The sequence below is a fragment of the Streptomyces sp. NPDC059816 genome (assembly GCF_042732055.1).
Lineage (GTDB): Bacteria > Actinomycetota > Actinomycetes > Streptomycetales > Streptomycetaceae > Streptomyces.
In genome coordinates this window covers 53,563-69,615 of sequence record NZ_JBHWIQ010000004.1, presented here as the reverse complement: position 1 = coordinate 69,615, position 16,053 = coordinate 53,563, and the positions used below count along the sequence as shown (strand labels likewise).

Genomic DNA, 16,053 nt, shown 5'->3' with positions numbered 1-16,053 from the left:
GCCGGCGTCCGGGGTGCGGGCCGCCGCACGTCGGACGGTCCGGGCGAGGGCTGCCGTACGAGCGGTCCGGAGCGGGTCGCCGTCCGGAGAGTGCGCCGGCGCCGCCCCGGACCGTGTGGTCAGGCGCGGCGACGCGGGGAGCCCCGGCGCGGCGCGGTGGTCGGCCACAACCGGGGCCGGCGCCGGGCGGCGACGTCCTCCAACCAGCCCACGGAGAGGATCATCAAGGCGATCAGCGGCCAGATCAGGACCAGCATCCAGAACTGGAAGGTGGCCGTGAGCACCCGCATCGAACCCTCCGTCATGAACGGCAGGCCGTACAGCTCGGAGATCATCGGGATGGTGGCGACGATCAGGGCGTTGTGCCAGAGGTAGATCGTCACGGCCCGGTTGTTGAACAGCGTGACGAGTTTGTCCCAGCGGGCGAAGCGGCCGGGCAGCTGCTGCCAGGAGGGCGCGTAGACCAGCAGGATCGCCACGGCGCCGAACGACCAGGTGGCCTGGGCGAGCGGGATCTCGTTGAGGTCCATGCCGAACTTCGTCTGGTGGCCCGCGGCCCACCACAGGCCGAACGCCATGATGAACGCGGCGACCGAGATGGTGACGTAGCGCGGGAGCCGCCGTAGGACGCCCTCCTCGTGGGCGAAGCCGAGGGCCCAGCAGCCCGCGTAGACGGCGAAGCCCTCGATCGCGTAACCGGTCGAACCGGGGATCTCGACGAGGTCGGTGCCGACCACGGCGGTCAGCCCCAGGGGGGCGAGCATCGTGACCCAGGGGGCCCGGCGGAACGCCCACAACAACAGCGGCGAGGCGACGACCAGCCACAGGTACGTGCGCAGGTACCACAGGGGCCCGGCGGCGTACATGGCCCACTCCGGGTCCAGCAGCCCGCCCTCGTGCCCGACGCTGAGCGGGTAGATGGGCGAACCGACGGGCAGCAGGTAGTTGAGGAGCTTGATCCAGCCCCAGTTGCCCGTCTGGTTGGGGTCGTTGCCCGGGTCCCAGCCGGCCAGGAACATCAACGGCACGACCGCCGCGCCGAACAGCCACAGCGGGGGCAGCAGTCGGCGGACCCGGCTCTTGATCACTCCCCAGGCGGGGCGCTTGAGGGAACGGGCCATCAGGGCGCCGGCGAGCGCGAACATCACGCCCATGGAGGGGAAGACGATCGTCAGCCAGGCCCAGCCGTAGATGTGGTAGACGACCACGCGGACCAGGGCGAAGGTGCGCAGCAGGTCGAGGTACCGGTCACGGCCCGCGGCCCGCCCGGTGGACGGCCGCGCCGACTCCTCCGGGGCCGGGGCCGCCGGCGCGGGCGCGGGCGGGGCGGACTGGTGGGTGTCCCAGCCGGCGGTGACCCAGTCGGGCGTGCCGGCCCCGGGGCCCGACCCGGGCCCCTGCGGTGGGTGCGTCATGCCACCGGCCTCCGGTCGCGTGCGTCGTCCAGCCGGGGCGCGCCGCCCGGGGCGGCGCCGACGACACCGGTGCGGCGCAGCTTCTGCCAGCGCAGTCGGCCGCCGGTCAGGGCGGTGATCCAGGACTGGAGCAGCACCACGTACATCAGTTGCCGGTACAGGATCTGTTGCAGCGGCAGCGAGATCAGGTGGACCATCTTCTCCCGGTCGAGCCGGAAGGCGTACGCGGCGCAGGCGGCCTGGATCGCGAGGACGCCCAGCCAGGCGACGACCGTCTTGCCGGTGGGCCCGAAGACGAGCCCGTACAGCAGGAACACGTCGATCAGCGGGGCGAGCAGCGGGCCGAGGACCATGAACAGGGAGACCAGTGGGAGTCCGACCCGGCCGAAGCGGCCGGAGGGGCCGCGCTCCACCAGGGCGCGACGGTGCTTCCAGATCGCCTGCATGGTGCCGTACGACCAGCGGTAGCGCTGGGACCACAGCTGTTGCACCGACTCGGGTGCCTCGGTCCAGGCCCGGGCCCGCTCCGCGTAGACGACGTGCCAGCCGTCGCGGTGCATGGCCATGGTGATGTCGGTGTCCTCGGCGAGCGTGTCGTCGCTCATGCCGCCGACGCGTTCCAGTGCGGAGCGGCGGAAGGCGCCGACCGCTCCGGGGATGGTCGGCATGCAGCGCAGCAGGTCGTACATGCGGCGGTCGAGGTTGAAGCCCATCACGTACTCGATGTGCTGCCAGGCCCCGATGAGGGAGTCCCGGTTGCCGACCTTGGCGTTGCCCGCGACGGCACCGACCTTGGGGTCGCCGAAGGGCTGGACGAGTTCACGGACGGTGGACGGCTCGAAGACGGTGTCGCCGTCCATCATCACGATGAGGTCGAACCGGGCGTTGGCGATGCCGCGGTTGAGGGCGGCGGGCTTGCCCGCGTTGAGTTGCCGCACCACGCGGACGTTGGGCAGCCGCATGTCCTCGACGATGCGGGCGGTGCCGTCGGAGGAACCGTCGTCGATCACCAGGATCTCGATCGGGTGGTCGCTGTCCATCAGGGACCGGACGGTGTTCTCGATGCACTTGGCCTCGTTGTACGCGGGCACCAGCACCGACACCGGTTCGGTGATCGTCGGCCCCCAGCGGAAGTTCCGGCGGCGGACCTTGCGGGCGTGCAGGAACGACAGCAGGAGCATCAGCCCGAAGCGGGTGATGACGAGGAACCCGATCACGGCGAGCCCGGCGGCGAGGATGCCGGTGAGGTGCTCGGCGGCCTGGACCAGGAAGATCCACGCCTTGCCCTTCCACAGGTCGAGGCCGCTGACCGGGGTGTGCGCGCTCGGCATGTCGAGGGCTTCGGTGAGGTGGGTGAACTCGTAGCCCTTGGCCTTGAGGTCCGGCACCATCCGGTCGAGCGCGGCGACGGTCTGCGAGCGGTCGCCGCCGGAGTCGTGCATCAGGACGATGGCGCCCTTGCCCGGCTTGGGCACGGACCGGCGGATGATCTCGTCGACGCCGGGCCGCTTCCAGTCCTGGCTGTCGGTGTTGTTGACGACGGTCAGGTAGCCGTGCCCGCCGATGTACTTGGTGACCGGCCAGTTGCGGTTGTCGAAGGCGTGCGCGAACGACGAGTACGGGGGTCGGAACAGGGAGGTGCGGATGTTCGCGGCGCCGGCGAGGGCGAGCTGGTTCTGGGAGAGCTCCCAGTCGATGCGGCGGGTGGACTGGAGCGACAGGTCGGGGTGGTTGAAGGTGTGCAGCCCCACCTCGTGGCCCTCGTCGACCATCCGCTTGACCAGGCCCGGGTGACGGGAGGCCATCGTCCCGGTCACGAAGAACACGCCGCGCGCGTCGTGCTTCTTGAGCGTGTCCAGGACCTTCGGCGTCCACTCGGGGTCGGGGCCGTCGTCGAAGGTGAGGACGATCCGGTCGTCCGGCACGCCGACGGTGTTGAGCTTGCCGCCCCGCACGTCGATCACCGGCTTGCCCTTGCGGACCGCGTCGGGGACCTGGTCGTTGTGGGTCGACGGGGCGATCCGGTGGTCCGCGAGGATCTCGCTGTGCACATAGCCGCGCAGCATGAGCATGGCCATCAGCGCCGCCAGGACCAGGCTGGGCAGCAGATAGCGCAGGGGAAGGCGGCGGCGCCGGGGAGAGGCCCGGCGACCGCGCTTGCGGGACTTCATGACCGAGCGTCCTCCGGGGCCGCGAGGGGCTGTCCGTCCTCGTCGTCATCAGGCGACTCTTCCGGTTCGCCGCTCGGTGAGGCCGGGGCGGACGCGGAGGCGGTGGGCGGGGCGGTGCCCTCGCCGGGACGGTCGGTCGCGTCCGGTTCGCGGACGCCACCGGTGATCGGCGGGCGACTGATCCCGATCTCGGGGCGCACGGGCGCGCCGCTGCGGGTGCCCGTGGGCTCGGAGTCGGGGGCGTCGGCGGACGCCTCGGGGGTGGCGGAACCGGGATCGGCGGCCGGCGCCTGCGTACGGCCGCTGGCGGACGGGCCGGGGTCGGCGGCGGGTGCCACGGATTCCGCGGTCGCCGAGGCCGGGGCGCTGGACGGCGCCGAGGCCGAGGCGGAGGGCTCGGCGGAGGCGGAGGGGTCCGGAGAGGTGTCGACCTTCCCGGCGGGCTCGGCCTGGGTGTCGGGCATGGGCAGCCAGGGGGCGCTCGAATTGCCGGAGACGACCGTCGCCACGATGACGCACGCGTAGACCGCGCAGCCGATGACGACGGCCATGCCTATCCTGCGGTACAGCCGGCTGCGCCGACCCGTCTCGTCCACGAACACCGGACCGTCCGGGGCCACCGCCGCGTGGCGGGCCCGGGCGGTGGACTCGGATATGAGTTCCCCGAGCTCCTTGCCGACGCCGTCCATCTGGACGGTGACCTCGTTCGGATCATGCGTCTGCCCAGGTTGGGTGTGTTCTCGCCAATTTTCCATGCGCGCGCGCATCCCCCCACACGAACTTCGTGAGCGCGCCGGCGACGTCGAGCACACGTCGCTTCACCAGGCCCCCACCCGGTCCGAGCGCCCCCACTACCACGATTGCTCAGGCGACGAATGTAGCGCACGTGAGCGAAGGTGGAGGTTCCAAGCCAGAACGTGGACAACGCGGACCCCTCTGCGAGCTGTCCGGAAACCGCTCTCGCATGACACCGGGTGAACCCCGGGACACCCGTTCGGGGCGCCCGACCGAGGGGGCACCCGGTCGGGGGCGGAGGGGTGCCCCCCTCTCACTACCGACGGGTAGACCGGCAGAAAAACAGAAGGGCCCCCGACCTGTTCTCACAGGTCAGAGGCCCTTCCAGGGATGTGGAGATGGCGGGAATCGAACCCGCGTCCAACGGTGCAGAACCAGGGCTTCTCCGTGCGCAGTTCGCTACGATTTTCTCGGCCCCGGAGATCACACGAACAAGTCTCCGACGGGCTCAGTCACTGTGAGATTTCCTCCTAGGCCCCGTGACCGGGTCTAGGAGTTTAGTTCCCTAGCTGATGCCAGGATCCGGGTCGGGAACACCCCCGGGCTGACACTTCACGCGTCGCTACTTAGGCAGCGAGGGCGAAGGAATCGCGCTTGGTTTCGGCGATTATTGGTTGCGACATATGGTTTACGAGATCATTGCCGCTTCCTCGACACGCTTCCCCTGCTTCGACAGCCGCTGTCGAAACCGATCATCCCCATGTGTTTTTTTCAAGGTCCACACCCCGCTCGCTCGCGCTTTGGGGTGCGATCACCATCGTACGGGAACAGCACCGCGCGGGGCCAGCGCATTCCCGCGGCGGGGCACCCGACGGCGTACGGCCCCGGCTCGGCGTGCGGCCCGGCCCGATGTACGGGCCCGGCCTCAGGCGCGCTGGCGTCGACGGGCCGCCGAGATCGCCCGGTCCGTCTCCCGGCGGTCCTGCTGCTCCCGTAGCGTCTGCCGCTTGTCGTACTCCTTCTTGCCGCGCGCCAACGCGATCTCGACCTTCGCCCGGCCGTCCTTGAAGTACAGGGCCAGCGGCACGATGGTGTGCCCGGTCTCCTGGGACTTGGCGACCAGCTTGTCGATCTCCGCACGGTGCAGCAGCAGCTTGCGCTTGCGCTTGGCCGAGTGGTTCGTCCAGGTGCCCTGGTGGTACTCCGGTACGTGCACGTTGTGCAGCCACGCCTCGCCGTCGTCGAGCTGCACGAAGCCGTCGACCAGGGAGGCCCGCCCCTGGCGCAGCGACTTCACCTCGGTGCCCGTGAGGACCAGCCCGGCCTCGAAGGTGTCGAGCACGAGGTAGTCGTGCCGCGCCTTCTTGTTCTGCGCGATCAGCTTGCGCCCTTTTTCCTTAGCCATAGTGCCGACATTTTCGCACCACACAGGGGGTAGTAGGCCAGCGCATTTGTGGGGACCGGGCCGCGGGGAGCTCCCGGCGCGCTACGGCTGGTCGCCCAGTCCGCTCAGGACGGTCTCGGCCTGGCGCTCCACGGGGTCGGGCCCGTCGCCCCCGGGGCCCCTGCCGGTCGGGCCGGACGCAGCGGACGCGGCGGGAGGGGGCGGCGTCCCGGGCGCGGCGCCGCCGGCCTCCAGGTCCGGGGTGATGCCCTCGCCGTCGAGCGCGCGCCCCGAGGGGGTGCGGTAGTGCCCGACGGTGATCTCGGCGACCGAACCGTCCGGCAGCGCACTGGGCAGCTGCACCGAGCCCTTGCCGAAGGTCCGCGAGCCCACGACCACCGCGCGTCCACGGTCCTGGAGGGCGCCGGTCAGCAGCTCGGCCGCGCTCATCGTGCCCCCGTCGACCAGGGCGACCACCGGGTGCCCGGTGTCACCGCCGGGCCGTGCGTGCACGGCGTGCTGTTCGCCCCGCACGTCATAGGTGGCGACGAGCCCGCCGTCGAGGAACGCGGACGCCGCCTCGGCCGCCTCGCTGACCAGCCCGCCGGAGTTGCCGCGCAGGTCGAGCAGGATGCCGGCGCCGGGCGGGGCGGAGCGCACCGCCGAGCGGACGTCCGCGCCGGAGCCCTGGGTGAACGCGGCGACCTTGATCAGCACCCGGGGGTCGAGGTCCGTGCCGCGGCGCTCCACGGTCACCGGCTCGGTGGTGAGGACCGCCCTGCGCAGCGTCTCGGTCCAGGTCCGCCCACCGCGCTGGAGGCGCAGCCGCACCTCGGTGCCCGCGGCGGCCGGACCGCCGTCCACCGCGGGGTCGTCGCCACGGAGCAGACCGATGACCTCGGTGACGGGGCGCCCGTCCACGCGCGTGGTGTCGATCTGTCGGATCAGGTCGCCCTCGCGCACCCCGGCCCGTCCGGCGGGGCCTTCGGGCCGCACCCGGGTGACCTCGATCAGTCCGCCCTCGGCACGCCGCGCCCACAACCCGACGCCGGTGTACTCGCCGTCCAGGGCCCGGGCGAACTCCGCATACTCGCCCTCGGAGTAGACCGCACCCCAGCGGTCACCGCTGCGGCTGACCGCGCGTTCGGCGGCCTCCAGCGGGGACTTGCCGTCCAGCATGGCCGAGACGGCGGCGTCGGCGACCTCGTCGGGCTCGACGGGCCGGTCGGGCGCGGCATCGGCGGGAACGCCCCGGGTCACCGGTCGGGCGGTGCTCTCCCCGGCGGGGCCGGTCCAAGAGCCGGCGGCGGCACCGGTGATGAGGACGCTGGTGAACACCAAGGTCAGAGCCGCCCCGCGGCGGACGCGGCGGGGATCCGAGAACAGGTCCGGGCCTGACATGCCGGTGAGTCTAGGACAACGTCGGGCACCGCACGGCGGGTTGGCGAGGCGGCGCCCGGGGCGAATCTCACACCGCGGGGTGCGGCCCGCCCATGGACGTGAGCCCGCGCCCGTGGCAGGGCGCGGCACGCACCCGGTCGCTCGTTCCCCGCCGGGCGCGCCCCCGGCGGGGAGGTGACCGTCAGACCTTCAGGTACTTGCGCAGCGCGACGAACGCCGCGAGCGCCGGCATCAGCACGCTGATCGCGAGGATCAACGGCAGCGTCTTCAGGACCGCGTCCCAGCCGATGAAGTTGATCAGGGTGAGCTTGTCGGCCAGCGCCAGCCCGTTGTCGATCATGAAGTAGCGGCCGGCCAGCAGGAATCCGCAGGCCACCCCACCGCCGATGAGACCGGCGACGGCGGCCTCCATGATGAACGGCGCCTGGATGTAGAAGCCGGAGGCGCCGACGAGCCGCATGATGCCCGTCTCGCGCCGCCGGCTGAACGCCGACACGCGGACGGTGTTGACGATCAGCATCAGCGCCACCACCAGCATCAGCGCCATCACGGCGAGGGCCGCCTTGCGCATGCCGTCGAGGAGTTCGAAGAGGCTGTCCAGCGTCTCCTTCTGGTCCTCGACCGACTGGACGCCGTCCCGTCCGGAGATCGCGGTCGCCACGACCTGGTACTTCTCCGGGTCCTTCAGCTTGACCCGGTACGACTCCTGCATCTGGTCCGGGGTCAGCGACGCGGCCAGCGGGGAGTCCCCGAACTGCTCCTTGTAGTGCTTGTACGCCTCGTCGCTCGACTCGTAGAGGACCTTGTCGACGACCGACATCTTCTCCAGGTCGGCCTTGATCCGTTCCTTCTGCGCGCTGGTCACCGCGCCCTTGGCGCACGCGGGGTCGGACTCCGCGTCGTTCTTGTTGCACAGGTAGATCGAGACGTTGACCTTGTCGTACCAGTAGCCCTTCATGGAGCTGACCTGGTCCTGCATGAGCAGGGAGCCGCCGAACAGGGCGAGCGAGAGGGCCACCGAGACGACGACCGCGAAGGTCATCGTCAGATTGCGACGGAGACCGACGCCGATCTCCGACAGGACGAACTGGGCGCGCATCGCGTGCTTTCTGCCTTTCGGTACGTGATGTGTGTCGCGTACGTCGCGTACGTCGGGTCAGTGCTGGTAGCCGTAGACGCCGCGCGCCTGGTCGCGGACGAGACGGCCCTTCTCCAGCTCGATGACGCGCTTGCGCATCTGGTCCACGATGTTCTGGTCGTGGGTCGCCATCACGACGGTCGTCCCCGTGCGGTTGATCCGGTCGAGCAACTTCATGATGCCGACCGAGGTCTGCGGGTCGAGGTTGCCGGTCGGCTCGTCCGCGATCAGCAACTTCGGGCGGTTGACGAACGCCCGGGCGATCGCGACGCGCTGCTGCTCACCGCCGGAGAGTTCGCCGGGCATCCGGTCCTGCTTCTCGCCGAGGCCGACGAGGTCCAGCACCTGGGGCACCGACTTGCGGATCTCGCCCCGGGAACGGCCGATGACCTCCTGGGCGAAGGCCACGTTCTCGCCGACGGTCTTGTTGGGCAGCAGACGGAAGTCCTGGAAGACCGTGCCGAGCTGGCGGCGCATGTGCGGCACCTTCCAGTTGGACAGTCGGGCCAGGTCCTTGCCGAGGACGTGCACCTGGCCGTGGCTCGCCCGTTCCTCGCGCAGGATCAGCCGCAGGAAGGTGGACTTTCCGGAACCGGACGATCCCACGAGGAACACGAACTCACCACGCTCGACCTCCAGGGAGACGTCCCTGAGGGCCGGGCGGTTCTGCTTGGGGTAGCTCTTGGACACGTTGTCGAATCGGATCACGGGTGCACCACGGGTAGCCGGAGGTAGGTGTCCGTGACCATACGCGACTGCGGGGTACGAGCGCAGTCGGCGCCGCCCGTTCGCTCGCCCTTGCACGGGTTTGTCTGCACGGGTCCGTCGCTGATCGGGCCGGTCGACGACCGGCCGTACGAGGCGTGATTCCGGCGGCGGCGGGCACCGCGGGAACACCGGAATACGGGCGCCCACGTCGGGCCGCGCCGAAATCCGCGGAAGCTGGCACAGTGGTAGGGGGAACGCTCGCGTTTCCCTGAGCGTTGCGCGGAGAGAAGGTCGTTGCGGCAGGCTCCGCCGCGCGGGAGGAGGAAGGGCATGACCTACGACCGATTGGTGTGCGCGAACTGCGCTGCCCCAGTCAGTGAGGGACGCTGCCCGGTCTGCCGTGCCAACCGGGAGCGCCTCCAGCGCAGCGGCGGCCCCTGGTCCGGCATGAACCCCGCGGCCCTGATCGGCCTGCTGGCCGTGCTGGTGCTGGCGCTGGCCCTGCTGGCGCGCCAGTCCATGTGACCCGACCGTCGGGTCGGCGCCCGATACGTGCGGAGAGGGCCCGGAGCGACGCTCCGGGCCCTCTCTGTGTCCTTGCGCGCCACCTGGCACCCCGGTCCGGACGGATCGTCCGTGGGGTGGATCAGGCGGGTGGATCAGGCGGTGCGGCTGCCCGTGGCCAGTCGGGGCAGCAGGCGGAAGCCGATGCCACCGGCGATCATCGTCGCGGCGCCGACCAGCAGGAACGTGGTCTCCATGGCGCCGGTCTCGGCCAGTTCGTCCTTGGCCTTGCCCTGCTCGACCGGCTGGGAGCCGGTGTCGGTCAGGCTGTCCTTGCCCTGACCCTGCGGGAGCGGAGCGGAACCGCTGTCGGGGCTGGTGCCCTCGCCACCGGTGCTGCCGCCGGTACCGCCGGTGCTGGTGCTGCCGCCCGTGGCGCCGGTGGTGCCGTTGCCGCCGTCGTCGCCACCGTTGCCGCCGTCGTCGCCGCCGGTGGAGCCGCTGGAGCCGGTGGTCCCGGTCGTGCCAGTGGAGCCCGTGGTCCCGGTGGAGCCGGTGGAGCCGGTGGTACCAGTCGTGCCGGTGGTACCCGTGGTACCGGTCGTGCCCGTGGTACCGGTCGTACCGGTGGAGCCGGTAGTCCCGGTCGTGCCGGTGGTACCCGTGGTCCCGGTGGTACCGGTCGTGCCGGTAGTCCCAGTGGTACCCGTGGTCCCGGTCGTGCCCGTGGTCCCGGTGGTACCGGTCGTGCCGGTAGTCCCAGTGGTACCCGTGGTCCCGGTCGTGCCCGTGGTCCCGGTGGTACCGGTGGTACCCGTGGTCCCGGTCGTGCCGGTGGTCCCGGTCGTGCCGTTGGTGGTGGCCCCGCCGTCCGTGGCCCCGCCGTCCGTGGCGCCACCGTCGGTGCCGTTCGTGGTGCCGTTCGTGGTGCCACCGTCCGTGCCGGAGCCGCCGGTCGTGGGCGCCGTCGGGATGCCGGTGGGCTCGTCGCTCGGGGCGTCGGTGGTGACTACGCCGTTGCTGTTGAGCGCCTGGGCCGCGCCCGCCGCGGTCAGGGACGCCCCCGCCGCGATCAGCGCGCCGGCCGCGATCCGTGCGACACGGACCCGCGTCTTCTTGGTCATCTGGTTGCTACCCCCAGTAGCTCATCGTCAATGGAGCAGCGCCGGGGTCGCGGACACCAGGGGGAAGTACCGCACGTCGCTATCGCGCGCCGCGCACCATCGCCCCGTTCACGCGCGCCCCAGAGATGCGCATGCCGCGCTCACCCTTCCCACTTTCGGTAAACGCGTCAAGGCCATTGCGCGCACGATGCCCGAAATAAGGGCAGTTGGGGGTGGCACGTTTATCCGACGGTGACGCAGAACACCGATCTTCGCCACAACTGCCGCCCCGGAAATGGCAGTCGAGCCGGAACCACGGGCCTCGCGCCGGGTTCCGCCCGTATACCGGTGGCACCTCCGAAAATCATCCGGAAGAGGTGTTCGGAACGACGGCCGGGGTTGTCATGTCGACATGTATGCAAGCCGTCATACGGTTGCGTTTACTTCTCCTGCTGCTTGCGCCAGCGAATTCCGGCTTCCAGGAATCCGTCGATCTCGCCGTCCAGCACCGCCTGCGGGTTGCCGACCTCGTGTTCCGTGCGGAGGTCCTTGACCATCTGGTACGGGTGCAGGACGTAGGAGCGCATCTGGTTGCCCCAGGAGTTGCCGCCGTCGCCCTTGAGGGCGTCCATCTTGGCCTGCTCCTCCTGGCGGCGGCGTTCGAGCAGCTTCGCCTGGAGGACGTTCATCGCGGTCGCCTTGTTCTGGATCTGCGAGCGCTCGTTCTGACAGGAGACGACGATGCCGGTCGGCAGGTGCGTGATCCGGACCGCGGAGTCGGTGGTGTTGACGCCCTGACCACCGGGGCCCGAGGAGCGGTACACGTCGATGCGCAACTCGGACTCGTCGATCTCGACGTGGTCCGACTGCTCGACCACGGGCAGCACCTCGACGCCCGCGAACGAGGTCTGGCGGCGGCCCTGGTTGTCGAAGGGCGAGATCCGCACCAGGCGGTGGGTGCCCTGCTCGACGGAGAGCGTGCCGTACGCGTACGGGGCCTGCACGGCGAAGGTGGTGGACTTGATGCCCGCCTCCTCCGCGAAGGAGGTCTCGTACACCTCGGCCTTGTAGCCGTGGCGCTCGGCCCACCGCAGGTACATGCGCTGGAGCTGCTCGGCGAAGTCCGCGGCGTCGACGCCACCGGCTTCGGCACGGATGTTGACCAGGGCCTCGCGGGAGTCGTACTCGCCGGAGAGGAGGGTGCGGACCTCCATCTCGTCCAGCGCCTTGCGGACGTTGGTCAGCTCGCCCTCGGCCTCGGTGCGGGTGTCCGCGTCGTCCTCGGCCTCGGCCAGCTCGAACAGGACGACGAGGTCGTCGATGCGGCCGCGCAGCGTCTCCGCCTTGCGGACCTCCGCCTGGAGGTGCGAGAGCTTGCTGGTGATCTTCTGTGCCGCGTCCGGGTCGTCCCAGAGGGAGGGGGCCGCGGCCTGGTCCTCCAGCGCAGCGATGTCCGCCCTCATCGTGTCGAGGTCCAGGACGGCCTCGATCGACTCCATGGTCGAGGAGAGGGACTTGAGCTCTTCGGATACATCGACGACTGCCACGGCTCCAGCGTAACCGCTCTCGGCCGCTGGGCCCGCGTCCCTTCGGTACGGTCCCCTGCGGGGTGCGCTGTTCCCTGCGGGTTCCGGGGGGCGCCTCTCGGGGGTACGTCGTCCCGCGCGGGTACGCGGTGGTTGCTCGCGCAGTTCCCCGCGCCCCTTTCGGTGCGCTTCTCTGCGGGTGCGCGGCTTGGTGCGGGTGCGCTGTGTGTTCGCGCAGTTCCCCGCGCCCCTGGGTGGGTGCCTCTCCGGGTGCGTCGGTCGCTGCGGGTGCGTCGTGCTTGCCCGCGCAGTTCCCCGCGCCCCTATCGGGGCGTCGGTGAGCAGGGGCGTTGTCCCGTGCAGCCTGCCCCGCAGGAGCGCCCCACCAGGAGCGCCCCATCAGGGGCGCGGGGAACTGCGCAAAACCCACCGCGCACCCGCACAGGAACAACGCACCCGCAGGGAAGCGCACCGCTAGGGGCGCGGGGAACTGCGCGGGCGAGCACCGCGTACCGCGCTGGACAGCGCACCCCGCGGGGGGGCTTACGGGGAGGTGGATGTGCCGGGGGGGCGGGGAGGATCCTCGTCGGTGACCGCGTACGCCGCGACCCCGGCGACCGCGACAAGCACCGCCGCGACCGCCCCGAGGACGACCCTCCGCCGCCGAGCGACGACGGCCCGATTCCGCGCGGACCCGGGCCGCGGCGCCCCCGCCGCCCGCGGCGCCCGCGCCGTCCCGTGCGCACCCCCGTCCAGCTCGTCCTGCTCGGGCACCCGCATGCTGGTGTGGGTGTCCCGGTTGGAGTCGGGCGCGGGCCCGGACACCAGGGGCACGGCTCCCCGTCGCACCGGCGGCGCCTCCTCGCCGCCGCCGGGCTCCGGCGCCTCCTCGGGGAGGGGGGCCTCCTGCTCGCCGGCCTCCGGCTCGTCCACGTCGAGCGGCGGCATCCCGGCGAGCAGGGGCAACTGCTCCCGGAGCCGTCCGCACAGCTCGGAGGCGCGCAGCCGGGAGGCGGGCGCCTTGGCCAGGCACTGGACGATCAGCTGCCACAGCTCGTCGGGGATGCCGGGCAGCGGTACGACGCGTTCGGTGACGTGCCGGCGCAGCACCGCACCGGGGTGCCCCCCGCCGAAGGGGGTGAAGCCGGCGAGCAGCTCGTACAGCACCGTGGCGAGGGCGTAGATGTCGACGGCGGCGCGCGGCGGCAGGCCCTCCACGATCTCGGGGGCGAGGTAGTCCGGCGTACCGATGATCTTCGTGACCTTGGCGCGGCGGGGCGTGTCGATGAGTTTGGCCACACCGAAGTCGGTGAGCAGCGCCCGGTGACTGCCGCCGGGCCCGAGCGGGCCCTGCATGTCGAGCAGGACGTTCTCGGGCTTGACGTCGCGGTGGACGACCCCGGCCGCGTGCGCCGCGGCGAGCCCGTCGGCGACGTCCGCGACGATCGCCACGGCCGCCTCGGGGGCGAGCCTGCGGTCCCGGTCGAGCCGGGAGCGCAGGTCGGTGCCGCGGACCAGGTCCATGACGAGGGCGAGGTCGTTGCCGTCCACGACGAGGTCCCGGACGGCGACCACATTGGGGTGGTGGAGGCCGAGCAGGGCGGTGCGCTCCTGGACGAAGCGGCCCACCAGCTCCTGATCGGCCGCGAGGTCCTCCCGCAGCAGTTTGATGGCGACGGGCCCGTGAGGACCTTCGCCCAGCCACACCGTGCCGGCGCTGCCGCGGCCCAGGATCTGGTTCGCGCTGTACCGGCTGCCGATCTTCCGTGCCAAGACTGCTCCTACGGACGCGTGTTGGCGACAAAGCTACGCGGCCGGGTCGGCGACCCTCACACCGCCGGGGCGAATCACCCCCCGGGTGTCGACAAATCTCCTACCCGACCGCCTTCGGGCGGGCTCAGGCGCCGCTGCCCCCGCCTCCGAGGTCGCCGAGCCAACCGGCGACGTCGCCGGCCCACCCGGTGACCTGGCCGGCCCAGTCGCTCAGCTGCGCCCAGTAGCCCTTGCTGGTGCCGATCCACTCCTGGAGGGGGCTCAGCTCCCAGACCAGCCAGCCCGCCACGAACAGGATCAGGAAGGTGAACAGGCAGCCCTTGAGGCAGCCGAGCCCGGGGATGCGCATGGGATTGGCGCTGCGCTGCCGGGGCTCGCGCGGCGGACGCGACTCGCGGGGGGCGGGTTCGCGCGGCGGGGCGTAGTGCTGGGGCTGCCGCTCGGGCACCGGCGCGGGTGCGTACCGCTGCGGCTGTTGCTGCGGGGGCGGCGCGTACTGCTGCGGCGGCGGGGCCTGGTGCTGCGGCGCGTACCGCTGTTGCGGCTGCTGCTGGGGCGGCTGTTGCGGGGGCTGCTGCGGGCGCGGGGCGACCTGGCGCTGGGGGCGCCGGCGCAGCGGGTCCTCGTTCGGGTCGAGGTGGTGGATCTGCGTCTGCTCGTTGCGGTCGCGGGCGGCCCGCAGCTGGTTCTGCCAGGGGTGCGGGTCGTCGGGACCGCCCGGGGAGTGGCCGGGGACCGGCGGCAGCACGGCGGTGGGGTCGGCGGCGCCCTGCGCCCCGGTGTGCGGCAGGACCGCCGTCGGGTCGGCCGCGCCGGGAGCGCCGCCCGGGACGGGCGGGAGGTAGCTGGTCGCCGCGTTCGGGTCGTGCGCGCCGAACGGAACGGCGCCCGGGGCTCCGGTGTGGGGCAGCACGGCCGTCGGATCGGCCGCTCCGGGCACCTCGGGGACGGCGGTGGGCGCCGGGTCGGGGGCGAGCAGGGCGCCCACCCCTTCGGCGGCGGCGATCTGCGCGGAGTTCGCGTGCACGCCGATGCCCTGGGCGACGGTGCGCAGCCCGCGGGCGAGGTTCTCGGCGCTGGGCCGCTGCTCGGGGTTCTTGCTCAGGCAGCGCTCTATCACCGTCCACAGCGGCTCGGGCACGTGGGACGGGCGGCGCGGTTCGGCACTCAGGTGCTGGTGCAGCACTTCGAGGGCGGAGCCGCCGGAGAACGGGGGACGGCCGGTGACCAGCTCGTACAGCAGGATGCCGGCGCCGTAGATGTCGACGGCGCTGGTCTGCGGACGGCCCTCCGCCGATTCGGGGGCGACGTACGCGGGGGTGCCGACGAACTCGTGGGTGCGGGTCAGCCCCGGCGAGTCGGCGAGTCGGGCGATGCCGAAGTCCGTGAGCAGCGGGTGCATCTCGCCGTGGTCCTGTCGCAGCAGGACGTTCGCGGGCTTGAGGTCGCGGTGGACGACGCCGTCCGCGTGGCTGGCGGCGAGCGCATCGGCGATCTGCGCGGTCAGCAGGGCGCCCGCGACCGGTGAGAACGGACCGTTCTCGCGCAGGTAGCGGTGCAGGTCGGGGCCCTCGACCAGGTCCATGACGAGGGCGAGCAGATCGCCCTCGACCACGAGGTCCCGCACCCGGACGATGTTGGGGTGGGTGAGTCGGAGCAGCACCGAGCGCTCGCGCAGGAACCGCATCACGATGTCGGAGTCGTTGGCCAGCTCCTCCTTGAGGACCTTGATGGCCACGGTCTCGCCGGGTTGACCGGGCACGGCCGCCTCGGCACCCGCCGTCTCGCGCTGCTGCGCCCGCCAGACGGTGCCCGTGGCGCCCCGTCCGAGCGGTTCCTCCAGGAGGTACTTGCTTCCTACCGGCCGCACGTCATGCGCTCCCTGCTCGCTCGGGGCTTCCTCAGCCTTGCTCTGGGTCGGTCTCGTCGGTACTCGTCGCGTTCTCGTCGCACTGTGGTCGGGTGGTGGTCGGTCGTGATCGCGATCTGTTCGGGTCGATTCGGGTCGTACGGGTGCCGGGCACCGGACGGATCGGCTCCGTCTGGTGCTGACCGGGTCGACCTGGTCGACCGGGTGTCGACCGGACCACTGCGGACTACCCGCGCCCGCCCCGTGTCATCCGGACCGGTCCGCCCGCCGGCTGACCGGGGACCGCTGTTCCCGCCGCCCGCGCCCGGCTCCGTGCGGGGCCGTG

The 16,053-nt window shown here is 71.7% G+C and carries 12 protein-coding genes and 1 other RNA gene; 1 reads left to right on the top strand and 12 read right to left on the bottom strand.

The features are described 5' to 3' along the window. Window positions 1-119 precede the first annotated feature (119 nt). From ACFV88_RS06905 to ftsE, 8 genes are all read right to left on the bottom strand, one after another. Window positions 120-1,415, bottom strand: a complete 1,296-nt coding sequence (locus tag ACFV88_RS06905) for an acyltransferase (protein WP_385486851.1) — start codon at window positions 1,413-1,415, stop codon at window positions 120-122. Next, on the bottom strand, window positions 1,412-3,586 hold the full coding sequence (locus ACFV88_RS06900) for a glycosyltransferase (protein WP_385486849.1): 2,175 nt from the start codon (window positions 3,584-3,586) through the stop codon (window positions 1,412-1,414). Before ACFV88_RS06900 ends, ACFV88_RS06905 begins: the two co-directional genes overlap by 4 nt. After that, window positions 3,583-4,341, bottom strand: a complete 759-nt coding sequence (locus ACFV88_RS06895; RefSeq protein WP_385486847.1) for a hypothetical protein — start codon at window positions 4,339-4,341, stop codon at window positions 3,583-3,585. Before ACFV88_RS06895 ends, ACFV88_RS06900 begins: the two co-directional genes overlap by 4 nt. A gap of 370 nt (window positions 4,342-4,711) precedes the next feature. After that, window positions 4,712-5,081, bottom strand: a transfer-messenger RNA (tmRNA) gene (ssrA, locus tag ACFV88_RS06890). 165 nt (window positions 5,082-5,246) lie between these two features. Then, a complete protein-coding gene (gene smpB / locus ACFV88_RS06885; RefSeq protein WP_385486845.1) occupies window positions 5,247-5,726 on the bottom strand; it encodes an SsrA-binding protein SmpB in 480 nt (159 codons plus the stop codon). A gap of 81 nt (window positions 5,727-5,807) precedes the next feature. Continuing rightward, on the bottom strand, window positions 5,808-7,106 hold the full coding sequence (locus ACFV88_RS06880; protein WP_385486843.1) for a S41 family peptidase: 1,299 nt from the start codon (window positions 7,104-7,106) through the stop codon (window positions 5,808-5,810). A 181-nt stretch (window positions 7,107-7,287) separates the two neighbouring features. Further along, the gene (ftsX, locus tag ACFV88_RS06875; protein ID WP_385486841.1) at window positions 7,288-8,205 is read right to left on the bottom strand and encodes a permease-like cell division protein FtsX; all 918 of its coding nucleotides are present in this window, start codon (window positions 8,203-8,205) and stop codon (window positions 7,288-7,290) included. 57 nt (window positions 8,206-8,262) lie between these two features. Further along, window positions 8,263-8,952 (bottom strand): cell division ATP-binding protein FtsE, encoded by a 690-nt coding sequence (gene ftsE / locus ACFV88_RS06870; protein WP_385486839.1) that lies wholly within the window; start codon window positions 8,950-8,952, stop codon window positions 8,263-8,265. Between the two features lie 330 nt (window positions 8,953-9,282). Here ftsE and ACFV88_RS06865 point away from each other — a divergent pair, with 330 nt between their 5' ends. Beyond that, window positions 9,283-9,477, top strand: a complete 195-nt coding sequence (locus ACFV88_RS06865; protein ID WP_385486837.1) for a hypothetical protein — start codon at window positions 9,283-9,285, stop codon at window positions 9,475-9,477. Window positions 9,478-9,611: 134 nt separating this feature from the next. On the opposite strand, the gene ACFV88_RS06860 is transcribed toward ACFV88_RS06865, so the two are convergent. The 4 genes from ACFV88_RS06860 to ACFV88_RS06845 all read right to left on the bottom strand — a co-directional run bounded on the left by ACFV88_RS06860 (window position 9,612) and on the right by ACFV88_RS06845 (window position 15,728). Further along, a complete protein-coding gene (locus ACFV88_RS06860) occupies window positions 9,612-10,580 on the bottom strand; it encodes a hypothetical protein (protein WP_385486835.1) in 969 nt (322 codons plus the stop codon). Window positions 10,581-10,999: 419 nt separating this feature from the next. Next, window positions 11,000-12,106, bottom strand: a complete 1,107-nt coding sequence (gene prfB, locus ACFV88_RS06855) for a peptide chain release factor 2 (RefSeq protein WP_385486833.1) — start codon at window positions 12,104-12,106, stop codon at window positions 11,000-11,002. A gap of 522 nt (window positions 12,107-12,628) precedes the next feature. Further along, window positions 12,629-13,858: a serine/threonine-protein kinase gene (locus ACFV88_RS06850; RefSeq protein WP_385486831.1), complete on the bottom strand. Its 1,230-nt coding sequence runs from the start codon at window positions 13,856-13,858 to the stop codon at window positions 12,629-12,631. A gap of 124 nt (window positions 13,859-13,982) precedes the next feature. After that, window positions 13,983-15,728 (bottom strand): protein kinase, encoded by a 1,746-nt coding sequence (locus ACFV88_RS06845; RefSeq protein WP_385486829.1) that lies wholly within the window; start codon window positions 15,726-15,728, stop codon window positions 13,983-13,985. Window positions 15,729-16,053 lie beyond the last annotated feature (325 nt).